Here is a 20,950-nt window from a genome sequence, read left to right on the forward strand (position 1 = left end):
TCGTCGGAGCGGGCAGGGTGCCGCGTCCCGGCATGGCGCCGGGACGCGGCATCCGCTCACTGGAGGGTGAAGCCCTGCTCGGTGGCGTACTGCTCGAGCGAGGCCTGCAGGTCGTCGAGGGCCTGCGTCGAATCCTTCTCACCCTGCACCATCGCGTAGAGCTCCTCGGTCAGCTGGTCGTAGGCGTAGTTCTGGAAGGGGCTGAACGTGAAGCCGGTGTACCCGGCCGCCGCCTCGAGGAACACGTCCTTGTTGATCTGCTGCCCGCCGAAGAACGGGTACTCGAGGTCGCGGAAGTAGTCGGACTCGAGGATGGGCTTCCAGAGCGGGAACAGGGCGGCCTTCTCGATGCCGAGCTTCCATGCCTCCTCGGTGCCGAAGACCTCCTTGGCGACGACCGCGGCCGCCTCCTTGTCCGCCGCCTGGCTCGTCACGGCGAATGTCGAGCCGCCCCAGTTGATCTGCACCGGGTTCGCGGGGTCCCACTGGGGAACCGGCGCGGCCTTCCACTCGGCGTCGGAGTCGGCGTCGGAGAGACCGCCGAGGTAGCCCGGTCCCCACGCGGCCGCGACGTAGATCGCGTAGCTGCCGTCGACGAGCTTGGTGTTGTAGTCGGCGGTGAACGCGTCGTCGGTGGCGACGAGCCCGTCCTTCACGAGCTGGTCCCAGTACGCGAGCACGCTCTTGGAGCCGTCGTCGTTCACGTCGATGCCGATCGAGGTCGGCTCGGCGTTGTCATAGGCGAAGGGGACCGAGCCCGCCTGGGCGAACAGCGCCTGGTTGTAGGCGCGGCCGTTCGTCGGGAAGTCGGCGAGCACGCCGGGTGCACCGGCGTCCTTCAGGGCCTGCGCCGCGGCGGCGAACTCGTCCCACGTGGTCGGGACGGCGATGCCGTACTGGTCGAGGATGTCCTTGCGGTACAGCATGCCCATGGGGCCGCCGTCGACCGGGATGGCGTAGACCGCGTCACCGCTGGAGACGTCCTTCCAGGCGCCCTCGGTGTAGTCGCCCTTCACCTCGTTCGCGCCGAACTCGGTGAGGTCGACGAGCGCGTCGCGGATCGAGAAGCTCGAGAGCACCTCGGACTCGAGCATGATGACGTCGGGGGCGCCGGAGCCGGACTCGACGGCGGTCGAGAACTTCGTGTACTCATCGTTGCCCTGGCCGGCGTTGGTCCAGCAGATCTGGACGTCGTCGTGGGACTCGTTGAAGAGGTCGACGACGTCTTCGAAGGCGGGGTACCACGCCCACACGCTGACCTGGGTCGCGTCGGGCTTCTGGATCTCGTTGGTGCAGGACGCTTCGGCCTCGCCGGCCGAGCAGCCGGTGAGAGCGGCGGCGGCCACGGCGACGACGCCGGTCGCGGCCAGGATCTTCGACTTCATAGCTGTGTGCATTCCTCTCGCGGTGCTGACACCGTTGTCTGGGCGATGGGGCTCGAACGCCGCCGCGAGGGGACTCCGCGGTGAGTTCCGAGTCTTCTACAACGTTGTAAAGTAAACGTTGTAGAGACATGGTGCCGCGCCGCGCGCTCGCTGTCAAGCCGGATCGGAGATCGCTGTCCTGGCATCCCTCGGAGCGGCCGCGTCTGCACCGGCTTCGCCGGCCAGGGCGGACTCGCGCTCGGCAATGCTGAACTCCGCGAGGAGCAGCCGCGGCGGCCCGGCCGCGAGGGGGTCCTCGATGCGCTCGAGCAGCGTCCGCACCGCAGTGCGGGCGATCCACTCCTGACCGGGATCCACGGTCGTCAGCGACGGGATCGAGTAACGCGCCTCGTCGAGGTCGTCGAACCCGACGACCGCGACATCGTCCGGCACGCGGCGGCCGGACTCCTGCAGTGCGCGCATGGCGCCGAGGGCGAGCGTGTCGTTGAGGCCGAAGACGGCATCGAACTCCGCGCCCCGGTCGAGGAGCTCGCGCATGCACCGCGCGCCGTTCGCGCGATGCCAGAGCGTGGTGTACCCGATGATCGACTCGTCGTACGGGATCCCGGCGTCCTCGAGCGCCTCGCGGTAGCCGCGCAGCCGCAGCCCGGCCGACCCGATCACCTCGCCCTCGTGCGCGCCGATGATGGCGATGCGCCGCCGCCCGGAACGCAGCAGGAACTCGGTCGCCGCCCTCGCCGCCTCGACGTTCTGCATCGTGACGTGGTCGGCGGGGCCGTCGAAGATCCGTTCGCCGAGCACCACCAGCGGGTACGGCACGTCGAGGTGAGCGACGTCGTCCTGCCCCATGCCGAGCGGGCTGAAGATGAGCCCGTCGGTCATCTTCAGTCGCGGGCTGCGCAGGAGGTCGAGCTCCCGATCGCGGTCGCCGCCGGTCTGCTCGACGAGCACGACGGCGCCGGCCTCCTCGGCGGCCTCGATGACGGATGCCGCGAGCTCCGCGAAGTAGCTGAGCCCGAGTTCGGGGACCGCGAGCGCGATCGCCCCGGTGCGGCCGGAGCGCAGGCTCCGGGCCGTGAGGTTCGGGGTGTACCCGAGCTCGGCGATGGCCCGCTCGACCCGGTCCCGGGTGGCGGGCCTGATGTGCGGGTAGTCGTGGATGACGTTCGACACGGTCTTGATCGACACGCCCGCGAGCCGTGCGACATCGTGCAGCGTCGCCACCATATGTGAGCCTCCTCAGCCGTTCGCGGCGAGTCTACAACGTTGTAGTCGTCGTATTCCCGCCGCCTCGCGCAGCGATCACGACTCGAGGTCGCGCTCCCGCGCCGGGGGCGTGATGTGGGCCTGCGCACGCGCGGCATTCCGCTTCGAGACGCGTTCGATCCAGGCGAGCCGCTCGCGCTCGAGCTGCGTGGCGAACGCGGCCCAGAGCACGAGCGCCGCGCCCGCGCCGACGAGGAGGCCGCCGAGCGTGTCGGACAGCCAGTGCGCGCCGAGGTACGTGCGGCTGACCGCCATGAGCACGGTGTACGCCGCCCCGGCGATCCACACCGCCACGATCGGCACGATCACGCCGATGGCGACGGCGATCGTCGCGGCGTTCGCCACATGCCCCGACGGGAATGAGCCGAAGTCCGAGTGCACGAGGATGTCCTCCGGCCGGGCGCGCCCGAAGAGGTTCTTCAGGAGCTGCACCACGCCGGCGCTCGCCGCCGAGGCGACGATGAAGTACAGCGCCCCCCACGGCCGCCGGCAGATCAGCAGCACGACCGCGGTGAGGATCGGCACGACGAACACGCCGACCACGCCGCCCCCGAGGTCGTTCATGAAGAAGGCGAAGATGTCGCCGACCGGGCCCCGCGCCTCGAAGACGTCCTCGGCCCACTCCTCGTCGAACTCGAAGGGCGATCCGTCGGACCGCGCCATGATCACGAGGCCGAGGAGCGCCGCCATGACCACCGCGCCGACGCCGGCGATGAGTGGCGCGCGGCGTCCGAGCCGCTTCGCGCGAGCCTCCCGCTGCGCCGGGCGCAGGTCGTCGCCCGGGGTGGCGGTCGCGTCGTGGCCGGCGGCCTCGGCCGCGGTGTCGGGCGCCTCGGCCGCGGTGTCGGGCGCCTCGGCCGCGGTGTCGGGCGCCTCTGCCGCCGTATCCGGCGCCTCGGCCGCCGTGTCGGGCGCCTCGGCCGCGGTGTCTGGCGCCTCCCCGTCGGGCGTCGGCTCGTCGTCGCGCTCGGTCATCCCCCAACGCTAGCCGGGACGACCGGTGTGCGGACGAGCGGCACGCGCGTCCCGGGATCCGCACGCGGCATCCGCACGCGGCATCCGCCCCCGGTCAACCGCGCCGGAGGACGAACCGGCCGGCGCGGCATGACCTCGCCGTCAGTCGCTGAGCGGCGGCACCGTCTTCGGTCGCACGAGCGCCCAGAGCGCCGCGATCGCGACGACTGCTGCGAGCACCATCACGAACGCCATGGGCACGGCGCTGCCGACGCCCATGAGGCCGATGAGCGGGGAGATGAGGCCCGCCAGCCCGAAGTTCAGCGCGCCGAGGAGCGATGCGGCCGTGCCCGCCTCCGCACCGTGGTGCGCGAGGGCGAGCACCTGCACGGCGGGGAAGGCGAATCCGCACGCGAGGATGTAGATCCACAGCGGGATCGCCGTGCCCCAGAACCCGGCCCCGCCGCTGTCGAGCACCATGATGGCCACGGCCATCGAGAGGTGCACGACGGTGGTGATCGCGAGGATCCACTGCGGCTGCACCGGCCCGCGCATCAGCCGGGAGCTCGTCTGCACGCCGATGATGATGCCGATGGAATTGACGGCGAAGAGCAGTCCGTACTGCTGCGCGCTGAACGCGTAGACCTCCTGGAACAGGAACGATGAGGTCGAGAGGTATCCGAAGAGGCCGGTGAACGTCATGCCGCCGATGATCGCCGCGCCCAGGTACACCCGGTCGCGGAAGAGCGCGGCGTAGCGGTCGCGCAGCGTGGAGTGGCCGGCCACGTGCCGACGCGACTCGGGGAGGGTCTCGACGATGAAGAACGCGACGGCCACGAGCACGGCGGCGCCGTAGATCGCGAGCACCACGAACACGCCGCGCCAGTCCATCACGCCGAGCAGCTGCGAGCCGATGACCGGCGCGAGCACCGGCGCGAGGCCGTTCACGAGCGCGAGGCGCGAGAGCATGCGCACGAGCGGCTTGCCGCCGAACAGGTCGCGCACCATCGCCATCGCGACCACGCCGCCGGCGGCGGCGCCGAAGCCCTGCAGCAGGCGGAAGACGCTGAGCCAGACGATGTCGGGCGCGAGCGCAGCGGCGACGGATGCCGCGATGTGCAGCGCCGTGGCGAGGATGAGCGGCAGGCGGCGACCCACCTTGTCGCTCCATGGGCCGACGATGAGCTGGCCGAATCCGAAGCCGACCATCGTGCCGGTGAGCGTGAGCTGGACGGCCGCGGCGGAGACGCCGAGCTCGTCCTGCAGCACGGGGAACGCGGGCAGGTACAGGTCGACCGTGAACGGTCCGAGCGCCGTGAGCGCGCCGAGGACGAGGACGTAGACGAGGCGCTGGCGGCGCGAGAGGAGGTCGCCGGGATGCGCGACCGACGAGTAGTCGTCGGGCCGGATGATGGGGATGGAGGCGGTTGAGGACATGCGGATCCTGGGCGTGCTCGAGTGCGGCGGCGCACGCCCTCGGACGCCGGGAAACAGGAACGACGGCGTCCGCGGGGACGCCGTCGTGAGGCGATCTCGGCCGGCATGGCCTCGAATCGATTCGACTACGTGCAAGTGTAGCGGATCACCCCCCTCGCCCCGCAACCGCGAAGCGACTGGGAATACGCATCCCGAAGGCGGCGGGTGCTGCTCAGGCCGCCTCCTGGAGCGGGTCGGCGAGCAGGCGCTCGAACGCCAGCTCGGCCGCGCCGATCGCCAGCCGGTCCTCCCCGAGCGCAGCCACGCGGATGTCGAGGCCCTCGGCCGCGGCCGGCATCGCCTGCTCGGCGACGGCGGCGGCGAGCGCGGCCGGGTCGCTCTCGGCGACCGTGGCGAGGAAGCCGCCGAGCACGACGAGCGAGGGGTTGAGCACGTTCACGGCGTTGGCCAGTGCGGTCGAGAGGATGCGCCGCTGCCGCGCCAGCTCGTCGGCGACCTCGGGCGACTCCGAGCCCGAGAGCGCCGCGGCGAGCGTGGGCTCGTCGGCCGCGTGGAGTCCGACGACGCCGAGCAGCCGCTCGCGGCTCACCTCGTCCTCGAGTACGCCGCCCGCGGCCCGCCGGTCGCCCTGCGCCGCGATGCCCGGTCGGTTCTGGCCGAACTCGCCGGCATAGCCCCCCGAACCGCCGACGGGCGCTCCGTGCACGATGAGGCCGCCGCCGATGCCGCTCGCGCCGCCGTTGAGGTACACGATGTCGTCGACGCCGCGTCCGGCGCCGAAGAGGTGCTCCGCCACCGCGCCGAGGCTCGCATCGTTGCCGATGAAGGCCGGGAGGCGGGCAGCCTCTTCGACGAGCGCACGGAGCGGTGCGTCCGTCCACTCGAGGTGCGGGGCCAGGCGCACGAGTCCGTCGGACGCCCGGACGAGGCCAGGCACGGCGAGGCCGATGCCCACGATGCGAGCCCGTCGCAGCACATCGGACCGCCAGCGCTCCACCACGTCGGCGATGAGCTGGGCCGTCTCGGCCGGGGTCACGAGGTGGTCCATCTCGTGGCGCTCCCGCACGACGATCGCGCCGTCGAGCCCGACGGCCGCGATCGTGACGGCGTCGACCTCGGGGTTCACCGCGACGGCGATCACGCCGGGGTGCGGTGCGACCACGGGCGACGGGCGTCCGACGCGGTTGGTGGGATCGGGGGCGCGCTCCTCCACGAGTCCCGCCTCGACGAGCTCCGCCGAGAGTGCGGCGACGGTGGAGCGGTTGAGCCCGGTGACCTGCGTCAGCCGGGCGCGGGAGAGCGGCCCCTCGAGGTGCACCAGCCCGAGGAGTTTCGAGAGGTTTCGACGGTGCACCCCGTCGAAGGTGCCGACTCGCTCTGCCACGCGACCACTCTAGGGGCGGCGCCGAGTAGGCCCCCGGCGACGCGCCGAATATGTTGCGCTTGACCCCAAATGCGCGTGCACGTAGTATTCGAGTCGTCCAGATCACTTTCGACGCAAATGTCGAAACTTTCGAGAGGTTCAATGATGAACAGACGCAGCATCCCCCGGCTCGTCACCCTGGGTGCCGTGACCGCACTTGCCGTCGGCACCCTCGTCGGGTGCAGCGCCGGAGGCGGTGACACGGGCGACGGCTCGGTCAACCTGACCTTCTGGCACAACTCCACCACCGGCGACGGCAAGGCCTATTGGCAGCAGACGGCCGACGACTTCGAGGCGGAGAACCCCGGCGTCGAGATCGAGATCCAGGCGATCCAGAACGAGGACATGGACGGCAAGCTCCAGACCGCCCTGAACTCCGGCGACGCCCCCGACATCTTCATGGCCCGAGGCGGGGGCAAGCTCGCAGCCGTCGTCGAGGCCGGTCAGGTGCAGGACCTGACTGATGCGCTCTCGGACGACACCAAGGCCGCGCTCGGCGAGGCATCGCTCGCCGCGCTCTCCGTCGACGGCAAGGTCTACGGCGTGCCGTCGTCCGTGCTGCCGGGCGGCATCTACTACAGCAAGGACCTGTTCGCCCAGGCGGGCATCACCGAGGTGCCGACGACGTTCGACGAGCTCGGCGAGGACGTCGACAAGCTCAAGGCTGCGGGCATCGCCCCGATCGCCCTCGGCGCCAAGGACGCCTGGCCTGCGGCGCACTGGTACTACTTCTTCGTGCTGCGCGAGTGCTCGCAGGACGTCGTGGCCGCGCTCGCGACGGACCCCAGCTTCACGGACGACTGCTTCCTGCGGGCCGGTGAGGACCTCGCGGACTTCGCCGCCACCGAGCCGTACAACGACGGCTTCCTCACCACGTCCGCCCAGCAGGGGGCCGGCTCCTCCGCGGGCCTCATCGCCAACCACAAGGCGGCCATGGAGCTCATGGGCGCATGGGACCCGGGCGTGATCGCCTCGCTCACGCCCGACGAGAAGCCGCTCGCCGACCTCGGCTGGTTCCCCTTCCCCGCCGTCGACGGCAGCGAGGGCGGTGACGGCGCGATGATGGGCGGCGTCGACGGCTACAGCTGCCACGTCGACGCTCCGAAGGAATGTGCCGAGTTCCTCGAGTTCGCCTCGCAGAAGCAGCAGCAGGAGGGCTACGCCGAGGCCTTCGTCACGCTGCCCGCCAACAAGGACGCCCAGAGCGTGGTCACCGATCCCGCACTGCAGGAGGTGCTCGCCTCGTACAACGACGCACCCTACGTCTCGGTGTGGCTCGACACGCTGCTCGGCCAGAACGTCGGCAACGCGCTCAACGTGGGCGTCGTCGACCTGCTCGCCGGCAAGGGCGACGCCCAGGGCATCGTGGACGCCGTCGAAGACGCCATCAAGAAGGGCTGAAAGGCCCTCGCACCATGAGCGTTCGCACCAGCACTCCCGCACCGACGCGAGGGCCGGCCGACGACGCGCGGGTCGGGGACGACGAGTCGTCCCCGACCCCCGGTCGGGCCGACGACGCGGCGCCCTCGAACCCGCGGCGCGGCCGGCGCGACTGGGCGAAGTCCGCCGAGATCGCCGTGCTCGTCGGCCCGGCCCTCGTCGTCTTCCTCGGCTTCGTCATCTTCCCCGTGGTCATGGCCGGCTACTACGGGTTCTTCCGGTGGAAGGGCTTCGGGCCGCCGACCGACTTCATCGGCCTGCAGAACTACGTCACGATCTTCCAGGACCCCACGTTCCACGAGGCCCTCTGGCACAACGCCGTCATCGTGGTCATGTCCCTCGTACTCCAGGGCCCGATCGCGCTGCTGCTGGCGCTGCTGCTCAATCGCCCGATGCGGGGGCAGTCGGTGATCCGCGTGCTCATCTTCGTGCCCTATGTCCTCGCAGAGGTCGTCGTCGGCACCGGCTGGAGCCTCATGCTCCAGAGCGACGGAGCGCTCAACGGGCTGCTCGAGAAGATCGGCCTCGGCGCGCTCGCCCAGGACTGGCTCTCGAATCCCCAACTGGCGATCTGGACCCTCCTGGCGATCATCACCTGGAAGTACGTCGGCTTCGCCGTCATCCTCTTCCTCGCCGGCCTGCAGGGCATCCCGCAGGAGCTCACCGAAGCCGCCCAGATCGACGGCGCCTCCTACTGGCAGATCCAGCGCCGGATCACCCTGCCGCTGCTCGGCCCGACCCTGCGCATCTGGGCGTTCCTGTCGATCATCGGATCGCTGCAGCTGTTCGACCTCGTCTACATCATCTGGGGCCAGTACATCGCGTCGACCGCGGGCACCTCCACGATGGCGACCTACATGGTCGCCAACGGCCGCAACGCCGGCAACTACGGGTACGGCAACGCCGTGGCGGTGGTGCTGTTCCTCATCTCGCTCCTCGTCGCCCTCATCTACCAGCGCTACGTGCTGCGCCGTGACACGGCAGGCGCCCTCACCGAACGGAGCGAGCGATGACCGCCTCGACCATCGCCATCCCGCGGGCCAGGCGTCCGCGCGGCAACGCACCGCTGCCATGGGGCAGCCCCGCGATATACTTCGGCGCGTTCGTCGTCATCGCGCTCATGCTGGCGCCGATCCTCTACATCATCGTCGGCGGCTTCCGCACCAATTCGCAGATCACCGCCGATCCGTCCGGGCTGCCCTCCCCCTGGGTGACCGAGAACTACGCGGGCGTGCTCGGCAGCACGACCTTCTGGGGTGAGGTGGCCAACTCCACCGTCGCCGCGGTCGTCACCACGATCGGTGTCGTCGCGCTCGGCCTCATGGCCAGCTACGTGCTCGCCCGGTACCGGTTCCGCGCGCGCGGCGTGCTCTACGCGGTCTTCGCCGCGGGCCTGATGTTCCCGATGACGGTGGCGATCACCCCCCTGTACATCGTGGTGCGCAACCTCGGGCTGATGAATTCGCTCGCCGGCATCATCCTGCCCCAGATCGCCTTCGCCCTGCCGGCGACGATCATCATCCTCGTGCCGTTCCTGCGCGCGATCCCCGACGAGATCGAGGAGGCCGCCTCGATCGACGGATGCTCGCGCCTCGGATTCTTCTGGAGGATGGTGGTGCCGCTGGCGCTGCCCGGCGTCATCACCGTGGGAATCCTGGCATTCATCGCGAGCTGGAACAGCTACATCCTGCCGTTGTTCATCCTGAACAACGAGGCCTCCTTCACCCTGCCGCTCGGCGTGCAGGCGTTCGCGTCGCAGTACTCCGTGGACACCGCCAAGGTGCTCGCGTTCACCTCCCTGTCGATGATCCCCGCCCTCATCTTCTTCAGCATCTTCGAGCGCCGCATCGTCGGCGGCCTGACGGGGGCGGTCAAGGGATGAGCGAGCCGGTGACGGATGCGGCGGACGCGATGGCGGCCGCCACGATGACGGATGACCCCACGAAGCGAGAGACCAGCACCATGACGGATACCCAGGCGACGGCTACCCCCACCACGGGCGCCCGCGCCACCGATGCCCGGGCGACGACGGTGGCGCCGTGGCGCGACCGGTCGCTTCCCGCCGATGCACGCGCGGGTGCGCTCATCGCCGAACTCGCCCTCGAGGAGAAGGTCGCCCAGCTCTACGGCATCTGGATCGGCGCCTCCGATGACGGCGCCGACGTGGCCCCGCACCAGCACGAGATGAGCAGCGCGGTGGATCTCGATGAGCTGCTGCCCAAGGGGCTCGGCCAGATCACGAGGCCCTTCGGCACCGCGCCGGTCGATGCGGCGGTCGGGGCGCAGTCCCTGGCCCGGCTGCAGGAGCGCATCGTCGCGTCGAGCAGGTTCGGCATTCCGGCGCTCGTGCACGAGGAGTGCCTGGCGGGCTTCGCGGCATACGGCGCGACCGCGTATCCGGTGCCGTTGTCGTGGGGCGCCACGTTCGACCCCGGGCTCATCGAGCAGATGGCGCGCCGCATCGGCGCGGACATGCGCTCGGTCGGCGTGCACCAGGGGCTCGCTCCGGTGCTCGACGTCGTGCGCGACGCCCGGTGGGGCCGCGTCGAGGAGACCATCGGCGAGGACCCGTACCTGGTCGGCACCGTCGGCACGGCGTACGTGCGCGGGCTCGAGGCATCCGGCATCGTGGCGACGCTCAAGCACTTCGTCGGGTACTCGGCGTCCCGGGCGGGGCGCAACCTGGCGCCCGTGTCGGTCGGCGCGAGGGAGCTCGCCGACGTGCTGCTGCCGCCGTTCGAGATGGTGATCCGCGATGCGAAGCCGCGTTCGGTGATGAACGCGTACACCGACCTCGACGGCATGCCCACCGCGGCCGACCGCGACCTGCTCACGGGCCTGCTGCGCGAGACCTGGGGCTTCGAGGGCACCGTCGTCGCGGACTACTTCTCGGTGGCCTTCCTCGAGACCCTGCACGGCACGGCCGGCGACCTCGGCGAGGCGGCCGTGGCGGCGCTCGAAGCGGGCATCGACGTGGAACTCCCCACGGTGCACGCGTTCGGCGAGCCGCTCGTGCGGGCGGTCGCCGACGGCCGCGTCGACGAGGAGGTCATCGATCGGGCCCTCCGCCGAGTGCTCGTGCAGAAGATCGAGGCAGGCCTGCTCGACGAGGCGGTGGCGACGGCCCCTGCCGCGAAGGGCACGGTCGACCTCGACTCGGTCGGGAACCGCGCCCTCGCGCGCCGCATCGCCGAGCAGGCCATCGTGCTCCTCCACAACGACGGCACGCTCCCCCTGGCCGAACCCGCGCGCATCGCCGTGATCGGCCCGACCGCCGACGATCCGCTCGCCGTGCTCGGCTGCTACGCATTCCCGACGCACGTCGGCGTGCACCACCCGGGAAGCGGCGCGGGAATCGAGCTTCCGACCCTCGTCGACGCCCTTCGCGCCGAGTTCCCGGCCGCCGAGATCACCGTCGCACCGGGCACCTCCATCGACGGCGGCGAGATCGCCGGCATCGCGGACGCGGTCGCGGTCGCGGCTTCCGCGGATGTCGTGGTGCTCGCCCTCGGCGACCGCGCCGGCCTGTTCGGCCGGGGCACGAGCGGCGAAGGATGCGACGCGGAGACCCTCGACCTGCCCGGCGCCCAGGCGGCGCTGCTCGAGGCCGTGCTGGACGCCGGCACGCCGACCGTGCTCACCCTGCTCGCGGGCCGCCCGTACGTGCTCGGCACCGCACCCGAACGTGCCGCAGGCATCCTGCAGGCGTTCTTCCCCGGCGAGGAGGGCACGCGCGCCGTCGCCGCGATCCTCGGAGGGCGTGTGAACCCGAGCGGGCGCCTGCCCGTCAGCGTGCCGGCCACGCCGGGCGCGCAGCCGTCGACGTACCTGGCTTCGACGCTCGCCCGTCGCAATGCCGTGTCGAACATCGACCCGACGGCTCGCTATCCGTTCGGCCACGGCCTCGGCTACACGTCGTTCGAGTGGCGCGACCTTCGGGTGGAGGCGTCCGAGGCGACGACCGACGGCGCGTTCCGGCTGTCGCTCACGGTGGAGAACGTCGATGACCGCGCGGGCGCCGAGGTCGTGCAGCTGTACGTGCACGACCCCGTCGCGACGGTCGTGCGGCCGGCGCAGCGGCTGATCGGATTCCAGCGGGTCGAGCTCGAGCCCGGGGCATCCGTGCGCCTCAGCGTCGAGGTGCCGGCCGACCTCACGTCGTTCACGGGTCGGGCGGGCCGGCGCATCGTGGAGCCGGGGTCCCTCGTGCTGGGCTTCGGGCGGTCGAGCGCCGAGCTGCCGCTGCAGGCGACCGTCGAGCTCGTCGGGCCCGTGCGCGTGGTGGACCACACCCGGGCGCTGCATCCCGCGTGGACCGCCGAACCGCTCGGGCTGCCCGACTCGCCGTGACGGCCGCTTGCAATCCGGTGCTGCCGGGGTCCCACCCCGATCCGAGCATCTGCCGAGTGGGCGACGAGTTCTTCGTGGTGACCTCGACCTTCGAGTACTTCCCCGGGCTGCCGGTGCATCGCTCTCGCGACCTGGTGACCTGGGAGCTCGTGGGCCATGCGGTGCACCGCGACGACCAGCTCGACCTGTCGACGGTGCCGGCCTCGGGCGGCCTGTTCGCGCCGACGATCCGCCACCACGCCGGACGGTTCCACGTCGCCTGCACCCTCGTCGGCGGCCGCGGCCGTCAGGGCAGCTTCGTGTTGACCGCGACGGACCCGGCGGGACCGTGGTCGGATCCGGCGTGGATCGAGGATGCGCCGGGCATCGACCCGTCGATCCTGTTCGACGACGACGGGCGGGCGTGGTGGTGCGGCACCCGGCTCGCCGATCCGGGCGACTGGCCCGAGCAGACCGAGGTGTGGGTGCGCGAGCTCGACCTCGCCACGATGTCGCTCGTCGGCGACGAGCACGTCGTCTGGCACGGCGCCGTCGAGGGTGCGGTCTGGGCCGAGGGACCGCACCTCTTCCGCCACGCGGGCGAGGTGCTGCTCCTGGCGAGCGAGGGAGGCACCGAACGCCACCACGCCGTGAGCGCGGCGCGCGGGGCGAGCCCGAGCGGACCCTTCACCGGGTCGCGGGCGAACCCGCTGCTCACCCACCGTCATCTCGGGGGCGACGTCCCGGTCGCGAACGTCGGCCACGCCGACCTCGTCGACGACGGTCGCGGCGGGTGGTGGGCGACCGTGCTCGCGACGAGGCGACTGCCGCTGGACGGCGCTCGCGCCGACGCGCTGCAGGGCCGCGAGACCTGGTTGGTTCCCGTGGTGTTCGAGGACGGCTGGCCGGTGTTCGCGCCGGGCACCGGCCGGTTGGCCGAGGAGGTCGACGTGCCGTGGGCCGGTGCGCACGCGATCGACGCACGGTCGCTCGTCGACCACTTCGACGGGCCGAGGTCGCATCCGGAACTGGTGTCGGTTCGCACCGCGCCCGGCGTGCACCGGGCCGGCCTCGGCGAACGGCGTGGGCACCTGCGCCTCCACGCCGTCTCCGGTGGTCTCCACGAGCCGGCGCCGCACGCATTCGCGGGCTTCCGCCTCGAGCAGCCGGTCGCAACGCTCGCGACGGTGCTCGAGGCACCGGATGCCCCATCGCCCGGCGTGCTGGCCGGGCTCGCGCTTCGGCTGTCGGACCGCCGACACCTGACCCTCGGCGTGCGCGCCCGCGCGGCAGGCCCCATCGTGGAACTCCTGCTCCACGTCGACGGCGAGGACCGTGTGCTGGGCGTCGCCGAGGTGCCCGCCGGGCGGCTCGGCCTGGTTCTCGAGGTCGACGGGTTCGACGCCGTCGCCCGGGTCGAGGTCGGCGAACGCCGCATCGTGGTCGGCACGGCGGACCTCTCGCCGCTCAGCCCGAGTGAGGGCGGAGGATTCGTCGGGGTCGTCGGCGGGGTCTTCGTCGTCGACGACACCGCTGCCGACGGACACGATGCCGCGCCGGCGGCCTTCGCCGATTTCGATGTGCTGAGCCTGGTGCACGCGCCGGCGGGATGATCTCGTCGGCCGGCGAGTTGAGCGGCTACGCCGGCGGCGCCGTGCTCTCCCGCACGACGAGGCTCGTCGCGAGATCCATGCGCGGCGTCGGCGCTGCCCCGGCCGCTCCCGGCACGGCACCGGGTTCGTCGCGCTCATCGAGCTCGTCGGCGAGCCGGATCGCGAGCCTGGCCGCCTCCTCCCCCATGCGGCGGAGCGGCTGGTGCACGGTGGTGAGCCGTGGGGTGAGCCAGCGGGCGAGCGGGATGTCGTCGTAGCCGACGATCGAGAGCTCCTCGGGCACGCGGATGCCGCGCTCGCGAGCCGCCTCCATGACGCCGAGCGCCTGCATGTCGCTGCCGGCGAAGATCGCCGTGGGCCGGTCGGGCCGTCCGAGCAGCTCGCGGGCGCGTTCGCGGCCGCCGCTCACGTGGAAGTCGCCGAACCGGATCCAGTCGGGATCGATGGCGAGGCCCGCGGAGTTCATCGCCGACCGGTAGCCGTCGACCCTGGCCAGCGAGCACATCATGTCCTCGGGGCCGGTGATCGCGGCGATGCGCGTGTGGCCGAGCTCGATGAGGTGACGCGTGGCGGCGAGGCCGCCCGACCAGTTCGCCGAGCCGACCGACGGCGCGTCGGGCGAGGGGTCGCCGGCCGGGTCGACGATGACGAACGGGATGGCCCGCGAGTGCAGGCGCTCCCGGTACTCGGGCGCGAGCTCCGAGAACACGAGGACGATGCCGATCGGCCTGCGGCGCATGACGCCCTCGATCCAGTCGGGGTCGGGTGCGTGCCGGCTGCCGCTCACGGTGAGCACCACGCTGAGCCCGTGCTCCTTCGCGACGTGCTCGACGCCGCCGATGAGCTCCATCGACCAGATGGGGTCGAGCTCGTGGAAGACGAGCTCGATGAGCTCGGCCCGAGACTCCGATCGTCCTCCGCCCCGACGGCGGTACCCCCGCTCGGCGAGGAGCCGCTCGACGCGGGCACGCGTGGCCGGCGAGACATCCGCCCGGCCGTTCAGGACCTTCGAGATGGTCGACAGCGAGACGCCCGCCTCCTCGGCGACGCTCGCCAGTGTGACCCGGTGGTCGGCCATCTCACGCTCCATGTTTCGAAGCCTAGCGCCGAAACTTGCGACACGGCGGCGGCACCCGACCTGCCTGCCGTTCGAGACGGCGGACTTGCATCCGTCCCACCTCGTGCATTATGTTGTAACTGCCAACAAATCATCGATGACGCTGAAAGGCGGATCCCCATGGCCAGCGCGCCCACCCGCGACGACAAGTTCTCCTTCGGCCTGTGGACGGTCGGCTACAACGGCACCGACCCGTTCGGCGGCCCAACGCGCAACGCGCTCGACGTCGTGCACGTCGTCGAGAAGCTCGACGAGCTCGGCGCCTACGGCCTCACCTTCCACGACGACGACCTGTTCGCCTTCGGGTCGACGGATGCCGAGCGCCAGAAGCAGATCGACCGCCTGAAGGGCGCCCTCGAGGCCACGGGCATCATCGTGCCGATGGTCACCACCAACCTGTTCAGCGCACCCGTCTTCAAGGACGGCGGCTTCACGTCGAACGACCGGGCCGTGCGCCGCTTCGCGCTGCGCAAGGTGCTGCGCAACATCGACCTCGCCGCCGAGCTCGGCGCGAAGACGTTCGTGATGTGGGGCGGCCGCGAAGGCGCGGAGTACGACGCCGCCAAGGACATCCGCTCTGCCCTCGAGCGCTATCGCGAGGCCGTGAACCTGCTCGGCGACTACGTCACCGACAAGGGCTACGACCTCCGCTTCGCGATCGAGCCGAAGCCCAACGAGCCGCGCGGCGACATCCTGCTGCCGACCGTCGGCCACGCGCTCGCGTTCATCGACTCGCTCGAGCGTCCCGAGCTCGTGGGCCTGAACCCCGAGGTCGGTCACGAGCAGATGGCGGGCCTCAACTTCGCCGCCGGCATCGCGCAGGCGCTGTACCACGGCAAGCTCTTCCACATCGACCTCAACGGGCAGCGCGGCATCAAGTACGACCAGGACCTGGTGTTCGGCCACGGTGACCTGCACAACGCGTTCGCGCTCGTCGACCTGCTCGAGAACGGCGGCCCCGGCGGAACGCCGACCTACGAGGGTCCCCGCCACTTCGACTACAAGCCGAGCCGCACCGAGGACGAGACGGGCGTCTGGGACTCGGCCGCCGCGAACATGCGCACCTACCTGCTGCTCAAGGAGCGGGCCGCGGCCTTCCGCGCCGACCCCGAGGTGCAGGAGGCGCTCGAGGCCGCGAAGGTGTACGAGCTCGCGCAGCCGACCCTCGGCGAGGGCGAGTCGTACGACGACCTGCTCGCCGACCGCTCGGCGTTCGAGGACTTCGACGCGAGCGCGTACCTCGGCGGCAAGGGCTTCGGCTTCGTGCGCCTGCAGCAGCTCGCGACCGAGCACGTCCTCGGCGCGCGCTGACGGTGCGGCGCGGCATCCCCCACTGCATGCGCCCATCCGCCTGCGCCACTTCGGCGGCCGCCGCGCCAGGCCGGCGGACACCCACCCACTCGCCTCCCCGCTTCTGCGCCACTTCGGCGGGCGCCGCGCCAGTTCGAGTGGCGCGGACGGCGTCGAAGTGGCGCAACGATGAGCATGGCCCGCTGAGGGCAACGATGAGCATGTCCCGCTGATGTCCCGCTGAGGAAGGAGCACATCCCATGGCACTCGTCGCCGGCGTCGACTCGTCGACCCAGTCGTGCAAGGTCGTGATCCGGGATGCCGCGACCGGGGCGCTCGTGCGCTCCGGTCGCGCCGCGCATCCCGACGGCACCGAGGTGGACCCCGCCGCGTGGTGGGGTGCCCTGCTGTCGGCGTTCGCCGATGCCGGGGGGCTCGACGGCGTCGACGCGATCTCGGTCGGTGGGCAGCAGCACGGCATGGTCGTGCTCGATGCGGAGGGGCGGGTCATCCGCGACGCCCTGCTCTGGAACGACACCCGCTCGGCGCAGGCGGCGCGCGACCTCATCGACGAGGTGGGCGCCGACGCGTACGCCCACCGCACGGGCGTCGTGCCCGTCGCGTCGTTCACGGCGACCAAGCTGCGGTGGCTGCGCGACGTCGAGCCGGCGAACGCCGAGCGCGTCGCCGGCGTCGCGCTCCCCCACGACTGGCTCACCTGGCGCCTCCGCGGCTACGGACCCGTCGGCGAGTCGCCGCTCGGCCCGCAGCTCGACCAGCTCACCACCGACCGGTCGGACGCGAGCGGCACGGCGTACTGGGGCGCCGACGGCTACGACCGAGACCTCCTCGTGCGTGCGCTCGGCCACGACGCGACCCTCCCGCGGGTGCTCGGCCCCGATGAGGCGGCCGGGCGCACGCCCGACGGCATCCTCGTGGGCCCGGGCGCGGGCGACAACGCGGCGGCCGCACTGGGGCTCGACGCGGCATCCGGCGACGTGGTGGTGTCGATCGGCACGAGCGGCACGGTCTTCGCCGTCACGGACGCCCCGATCGCCGACGCCTCGGGCACGGTCGCGGGGTTCGCGGATGCCACGGGGCGATTCCTGCCGCTCATCGCCACGCTCAACGCGGCGCGCGTGCTCGACGCGACCGCGCGCCTGCTCGGCGTCGATCATGCGGAGCTCGGCCGGATCGCGCTGGACGCCGAGCCCGGGGCATCCGGGGCCGTGCTCGTGCCGTACTTCGAGGGCGAGCGCACCCCGAACCTGCCCGATGCGACCGCGTCGTTCTCGGGACTCACGCTCGCGAACACCACGCGACCGTCGATCGCGCGCGCTGCGATCGAGGGCATGCTCTGCGGACTCGCCGACGGGCTGGACGCCGTTCGCGCGCAGGGCGTCGATTCGCAGCGCGTCCTGCTCATCGGCGGGGCCGCGCAGAACCCCGCCGTGCGACAGGTGGCCGCGCAGGTCTTCGACGTGCCGGTGACGGTGCCCGCACCCGGCGAGTACGTGGCCGACGGCGCCGCCCGCCAGGCGGCGTGGGTGCTCACCGGCGAGCGGCCGTCGTGGCCGGTCGAGACGGCCGAGGAGCTCGCCCCCGACACGCGAGCCGTGATCCGCCGGCAATACGCGGCGGCCGCAGCGGCCGCGGTGACGGCGGGCTGACGGCCGGTTCGGCTGACTCAGGCGAGCGCGGCCTCGACGACGTCGGCCAGCTCGGCGCCGCGCCCGAGCCTGCGGGCCGTCTCGAACCGCGACGCGTCGGGCCCCGCGAGCACGCGCTCGAGGAACGGCTCGAAGAACGAGAGCGGCGAGCGGATGGGCAGGCCCTTGCGCGCCCGGATGTCCTCGGCCGCGCCGAGCATTCGACCGGCGCGCTCGACGTCGCCCGAGGTGGTCGCGACCGCGAACATCCCCTCGAGCGCATCGGCGATGCCCTACTCGTGGCCGATGGTGGAGGCGAGGAGGAGCTGCTCGCCGAAGCACTCGCGAGCACGGTGGGGCTCTGCCGCCAGCAGGTGGGCCCATCCGAGGTGGCTGAGCGCGATCGCCTGGCCGAGGGTGTCGCCGATGCCGCGCGCCACCGTGAGGCTGGTCTCGAACCGCCTGACGGCGTCGTCCGCCCGGCCCTGCGCGAGCCGGACCCGGCCGATCATGACCCCGGCCATCGCACCGCCGAACGCGATGTCGTACTCCTCGGCGAGCTCGAGGGACCGCCGGGCGCTCTCCTCCATGCCATCGAGGTCGGGCGGCTCCTGCGCGAACTGCGCGACGGCGAGTGAGGCGAGCGCGAGGGCCTCGCCGCGGCAGTCACCCCCACGACGGAAGTAGTCGACGCACCGGAGCATGGTCGGCACGATCGACTCGTCGGAAGTGCTCCAGTACCGGATGGAGTTCCGGCAGTACTCGGCGAGCACCCGCGCCCGCTCGCTGAGCTCGACGCCCGGTTCGAGCAGCCGGTCCATCCACGTGAGGAGTTCGCCGGACCGGCCGCCGCCCCACCAGAACGTGTAGAGCGACCACGCGATCTCTGCGACGGCATCGAACCGACGCATCGCGAAGAGGTGGTCGACCGCGGCTCGCACCTCGTCGTGCTCGTCGAGGAGGCGCGTGATCCCCTCGACCTGACCCTGCCAGGTCGCCGACGCTCCGGCCGCGACGGCGAGTCCGACGTAGAAGTCGGCGTGCCGTTCCTGCGACTCGGCCAGCTGCCCGCGCTCGGCGAGCCGGTCCCGGCCGTACTCGCGCACCGTGGCCAGCATCGTGAACCACGCCCGTGACCCGCGATCCTGCTCACGGACGAGGCTGCCGTCGACGAGCGCGCCCAGCGCCTCGACGGCGTCCGCCCCGCCGAGGCCGTCCCACATCCACTCGACCGCATCGAGTCCGAACCCGGCGCGGAACACCCCCAGGCGCAGGAGCAGTTCGCGCTCGGGATCCGAGAGCAGCTGCGCGCTCCAGTCGATGGTCGCCCGCAACGTGCGCTGGCGTTCGGGGAGGTCGCGCGCACCGCCCACGAGCAGGGGCAGGGCGTGGTCGAGCCGCTCGATGAGCGCGGCCGGCGTGAGCACCCGCAGTCGGGCGGCTGCGAGCTCGAGGGCGAGCGGCACGTTGTCGAGCGCGCCGCAGATCGCGACCACCTGCGCGGCGTTGTCGTCGGTCAGCTCGAAGTCGGGCTTGACCGCCCGTGCGCGCTCAGCGAACAGCTCGGCGGCCTCTGGCGACGGGAGCGGACCGAGCGGCACGTTCTGCTCGCCGCGCACCCTGAGCAGGATCCGGCTGGTCGCGAGCACAGATGCCGCGGACGCGGCGAGCAGCGCGCTGAACTCGGGCGCGGCCTCGACCACCTGCTCGACGTTGTCGAGCACGAGCAGCAGCCGGCGTCGACCGAGCGCCCCCGCGAGCTGCTCCGCGAGCGGCCGATCGCCCGTGTCGCGGATGCCGAGCGCGTTCGCGACCGCCGTGATCACGAGTCCGGCGTCGAGCACGGGCGCGAGGTCGACGAACACGACGCCGTCGGGGAACATCGCCTCCACCGCGCGCGCTGCCGCGACCGCCAGGCGGCTCTTGCCGATTCCGCCCGGCCCGGTGACGGTCACGAGCCGCTGTGCGTCGTCGGTCAGCATCCTCGTGACGGTCGCGAGCTCGCCCTCGCGACCGACGAGCCGGGTGAGCGGCGACGGCGGCCGCACCGGTTCCGTCGAGAAGACCTCCGCGGCGGGTTCCCCGAGTGGAGCGTGCCGGCCCCCGGCCGCGTCGAAGCGCTCGGCGAGCAGCGTCGCGAGGTCGGCGGTGACGAGGTCCGCGAGCTCAGCGGCATCCGTGAACGCGACGTACGACGCATCGTCGTCGTCGCGGATCCGCTCGAGCAGCTCGTCGAGGCGGTCCTGCCGGTGGTCGCTGCGCTTGAGGTAGATGAGCTTCGGGATCTCGGGCGCGAGGTTCCATTCGTCCTCGAGACCCGACATCTCCTCGCCGGGGGCGATCCAGCCGTACTGCTCCCAGTAGACGCCGACGAAGATGTCGCTCTGCTCGAGGTAGGCGCGGTACAGCTCCCGCGGCGGGTGCGGCCGGGCGCCGAGCTCGAACATCACCGGCGCCAGGGCGAGCCGTTCGATCGCCGCCCGCGCCGCGCGCCGCTCGGGCGCCAGCTCCTTCAGCGTCGAGCTGACGAACACGCGCAGGCGCTGGTCGGGCGTGCGGATGCCACCGGCGACCGGGCTCATGCCTCACAGTCTCACGGCACGCGAGCGGGGCTGTCCAGCATCCGCCCCACCCCAGAACGGATGTCGCCCGGGCCTCGCCCACCGACGGACCGCACCCGGGAGGAACCGCTTCCCGGCGTACGATGAGCGTGGGACGTCACACCGTGACGCCCCGGAACGTTCCAGCGAGGGAGCGATGATGTCCGATTCGAACGATCCCGTCGGACCCGACGAGACCGGCGGCGAGCCCACCGATCGCGTCGAGGGAAGCTACACCGAGGTCGACGGCGAGGAGCCGCGCGAGCGCACGGTCGAAGGCGACTACGCCCGCACCGACGGCGTGTCCGTCGACGAGTCGTCCGAGGGCGACTACGCCTCGACCGAGCGGAATCCCGACACCCACGATCCGTCCGAGCCGCACGGCGACTACGTGCGCACCGAGCCGCCGAAACCGCACCCAGGTCCGCACAAGGTCTGAGCGGGCGC

At 71.9% G+C, this 20,950-nt stretch carries 16 protein-coding genes; 8 read left to right on the plus strand and 8 right to left on the minus strand.

All coding sequences use genetic code 11. The annotated features are described in order from the left end of the window. Positions 1–56: 56 nt before the first annotated feature. From EV187_RS02670 to EV187_RS02690, 5 genes are all read right to left on the minus strand, one after another. Positions 57–1,385 carry an ABC transporter substrate-binding protein gene (locus tag EV187_RS02670; protein ID WP_130351477.1) on the minus strand — a complete coding sequence of 443 codons (1,329 nt, stop codon included), beginning with the start codon at positions 1,383–1,385 and terminating at the stop codon, positions 57–59. Positions 1,386–1,538: 153 nt separating this feature from the next. Then, positions 1,539–2,612, minus strand: coding sequence for a LacI family DNA-binding transcriptional regulator (locus tag EV187_RS02675; protein WP_130351478.1), 1,074 nt, complete (start codon positions 2,610–2,612; stop codon positions 1,539–1,541). Positions 2,613–2,687: 75 nt separating this feature from the next. Next, complete coding sequence (locus EV187_RS02680) at positions 2,688–3,626, minus strand: phosphatase PAP2 family protein (protein ID WP_242609394.1); 939 nt, start codon at positions 3,624–3,626, stop codon at positions 2,688–2,690. Positions 3,627–3,767: 141 nt separating this feature from the next. Then, the gene (locus tag EV187_RS02685) at positions 3,768–5,042 is read right to left on the minus strand and encodes a multidrug effflux MFS transporter (protein WP_130351479.1); all 1,275 of its coding nucleotides are present in this window, start codon (positions 5,040–5,042) and stop codon (positions 3,768–3,770) included. A gap of 211 nt (positions 5,043–5,253) precedes the next feature. Continuing rightward, positions 5,254–6,426, minus strand: a complete 1,173-nt coding sequence (locus tag EV187_RS02690; protein WP_130351480.1) for an ROK family transcriptional regulator — start codon at positions 6,424–6,426, stop codon at positions 5,254–5,256. 141 nt (positions 6,427–6,567) lie between these two features. Between EV187_RS02690 and EV187_RS02695 the strand changes: the two genes are divergently transcribed. Genes EV187_RS02695 through EV187_RS18280 form a run of 5 tightly spaced genes read left to right on the plus strand, consistent with a single transcriptional unit; the run spans position 6,568 to position 13,847 of the window. Continuing rightward, the gene (locus EV187_RS02695; RefSeq protein ID WP_423190864.1) at positions 6,568–7,866 is read left to right on the plus strand and encodes an extracellular solute-binding protein; all 1,299 of its coding nucleotides are present in this window, start codon (positions 6,568–6,570) and stop codon (positions 7,864–7,866) included. 14 nt (positions 7,867–7,880) lie between these two features. Beyond that, a complete protein-coding gene (locus EV187_RS02700) occupies positions 7,881–8,918 on the plus strand; it encodes a carbohydrate ABC transporter permease (protein ID WP_130351482.1) in 1,038 nt (345 codons plus the stop codon). Then, a complete protein-coding gene (locus EV187_RS02705) occupies positions 8,915–9,787 on the plus strand; it encodes a carbohydrate ABC transporter permease (RefSeq protein WP_130351483.1) in 873 nt (290 codons plus the stop codon). Before EV187_RS02700 ends, EV187_RS02705 begins: the two co-directional genes overlap by 4 nt. Then, positions 9,784–12,255 (plus strand): beta-xylosidase/alpha-l-arabinosidase, encoded by a 2,472-nt coding sequence (locus tag EV187_RS02710; protein WP_242609395.1) that lies wholly within the window; start codon positions 9,784–9,786, stop codon positions 12,253–12,255. The genes EV187_RS02705 and EV187_RS02710 overlap by 4 nt, the downstream gene beginning before the upstream one ends. 56 nt (positions 12,256–12,311) lie before the next feature. Continuing rightward, positions 12,312–13,847, plus strand: coding sequence for a glycoside hydrolase family 43 protein (locus tag EV187_RS18280; protein ID WP_242609396.1), 1,536 nt, complete (start codon positions 12,312–12,314; stop codon positions 13,845–13,847). A gap of 25 nt (positions 13,848–13,872) precedes the next feature. Here the strand turns inward: EV187_RS18280 and EV187_RS02720 are convergent, their stop codons facing one another. Beyond that, a complete protein-coding gene (locus EV187_RS02720; RefSeq protein ID WP_130351484.1) occupies positions 13,873–14,937 on the minus strand; it encodes a substrate-binding domain-containing protein in 1,065 nt (354 codons plus the stop codon). A gap of 147 nt (positions 14,938–15,084) precedes the next feature. Between EV187_RS02720 and xylA the strand changes: the two genes are divergently transcribed. Next, positions 15,085–16,275: a xylose isomerase gene (xylA, locus tag EV187_RS02725; RefSeq protein ID WP_130351485.1), complete on the plus strand. Its 1,191-nt coding sequence runs from the start codon at positions 15,085–15,087 to the stop codon at positions 16,273–16,275. 239 nt (positions 16,276–16,514) lie between these two features. Beyond that, complete coding sequence (gene xylB, locus EV187_RS02730) at positions 16,515–17,924, plus strand: xylulokinase (protein ID WP_130351486.1); 1,410 nt, start codon at positions 16,515–16,517, stop codon at positions 17,922–17,924. A 17-nt stretch (positions 17,925–17,941) separates the two neighbouring features. Here the strand turns inward: xylB and EV187_RS02735 are convergent, their stop codons facing one another. Both EV187_RS02735 and EV187_RS02740 read right to left on the minus strand, forming a co-directional pair. Next, a complete protein-coding gene (locus tag EV187_RS02735; RefSeq protein ID WP_130351487.1) occupies positions 17,942–18,172 on the minus strand; it encodes a hypothetical protein in 231 nt (76 codons plus the stop codon). 24 nt (positions 18,173–18,196) lie between these two features. Continuing rightward, positions 18,197–20,485: a DUF4062 domain-containing protein gene (locus EV187_RS02740; protein WP_130351488.1), complete on the minus strand. Its 2,289-nt coding sequence runs from the start codon at positions 20,483–20,485 to the stop codon at positions 18,197–18,199. Between the two features lie 178 nt (positions 20,486–20,663). Between EV187_RS02740 and EV187_RS02745 the strand changes: the two genes are divergently transcribed. Further along, complete coding sequence (locus EV187_RS02745) at positions 20,664–20,942, plus strand: hypothetical protein (protein WP_130351489.1); 279 nt, start codon at positions 20,664–20,666, stop codon at positions 20,940–20,942. The last annotated feature ends 8 nt before the right edge of the window (positions 20,943–20,950 follow it).

The sequence above is a fragment of the Agromyces ramosus genome, from assembly GCF_004216665.1.
GTDB lineage: Bacteria > Actinomycetota > Actinomycetes > Actinomycetales > Microbacteriaceae > Agromyces > Agromyces ramosus.

Coding starts and splice junctions, on each gene's coding strand:
- EV187_RS02670 (WP_130351477.1), bottom strand. CDS start 1,385: ATGAAGTCGAAGATCCTGGCCGCGACCGGCGTCGTCGCCGTGGCCGCC.
- EV187_RS02675 (WP_130351478.1), bottom strand. CDS start 2,612: ATGGTGGCGACGCTGCACGATGTCGCACGGCTCGCGGGCGTGTCGATC.
- EV187_RS02680 (WP_242609394.1), bottom strand. CDS start 3,626: ATGACCGAGCGCGACGACGAGCCGACGCCCGACGGGGAGGCGCCAGAC.
- EV187_RS02685 (WP_130351479.1), bottom strand. CDS start 5,042: ATGTCCTCAACCGCCTCCATCCCCATCATCCGGCCCGACGACTACTCG.
- EV187_RS02695 (WP_423190864.1), top strand. CDS start 6,568: ATGATGAACAGACGCAGCATCCCCCGGCTCGTCACCCTGGGTGCCGTG.
- EV187_RS02700 (WP_130351482.1), top strand. CDS start 7,881: ATGAGCGTTCGCACCAGCACTCCCGCACCGACGCGAGGGCCGGCCGAC.
- EV187_RS02705 (WP_130351483.1), top strand. CDS start 8,915: ATGACCGCCTCGACCATCGCCATCCCGCGGGCCAGGCGTCCGCGCGGC.
- EV187_RS02710 (WP_242609395.1), top strand. CDS start 9,784: ATGAGCGAGCCGGTGACGGATGCGGCGGACGCGATGGCGGCCGCCACG.
- EV187_RS02720 (WP_130351484.1), bottom strand. CDS start 14,937: ATGGAGCGTGAGATGGCCGACCACCGGGTCACACTGGCGAGCGTCGCC.
- xylA (WP_130351485.1), top strand. CDS start 15,085: ATGGCCAGCGCGCCCACCCGCGACGACAAGTTCTCCTTCGGCCTGTGG.
- xylB (WP_130351486.1), top strand. CDS start 16,515: ATGGCACTCGTCGCCGGCGTCGACTCGTCGACCCAGTCGTGCAAGGTC.
- EV187_RS02735 (WP_130351487.1), bottom strand. CDS start 18,172: ATGTTCGCGGTCGCGACCACCTCGGGCGACGTCGAGCGCGCCGGTCGA.
- EV187_RS02740 (WP_130351488.1), bottom strand. CDS start 20,485: ATGAGCCCGGTCGCCGGTGGCATCCGCACGCCCGACCAGCGCCTGCGC.
- EV187_RS02745 (WP_130351489.1), top strand. CDS start 20,664: ATGTCCGATTCGAACGATCCCGTCGGACCCGACGAGACCGGCGGCGAG.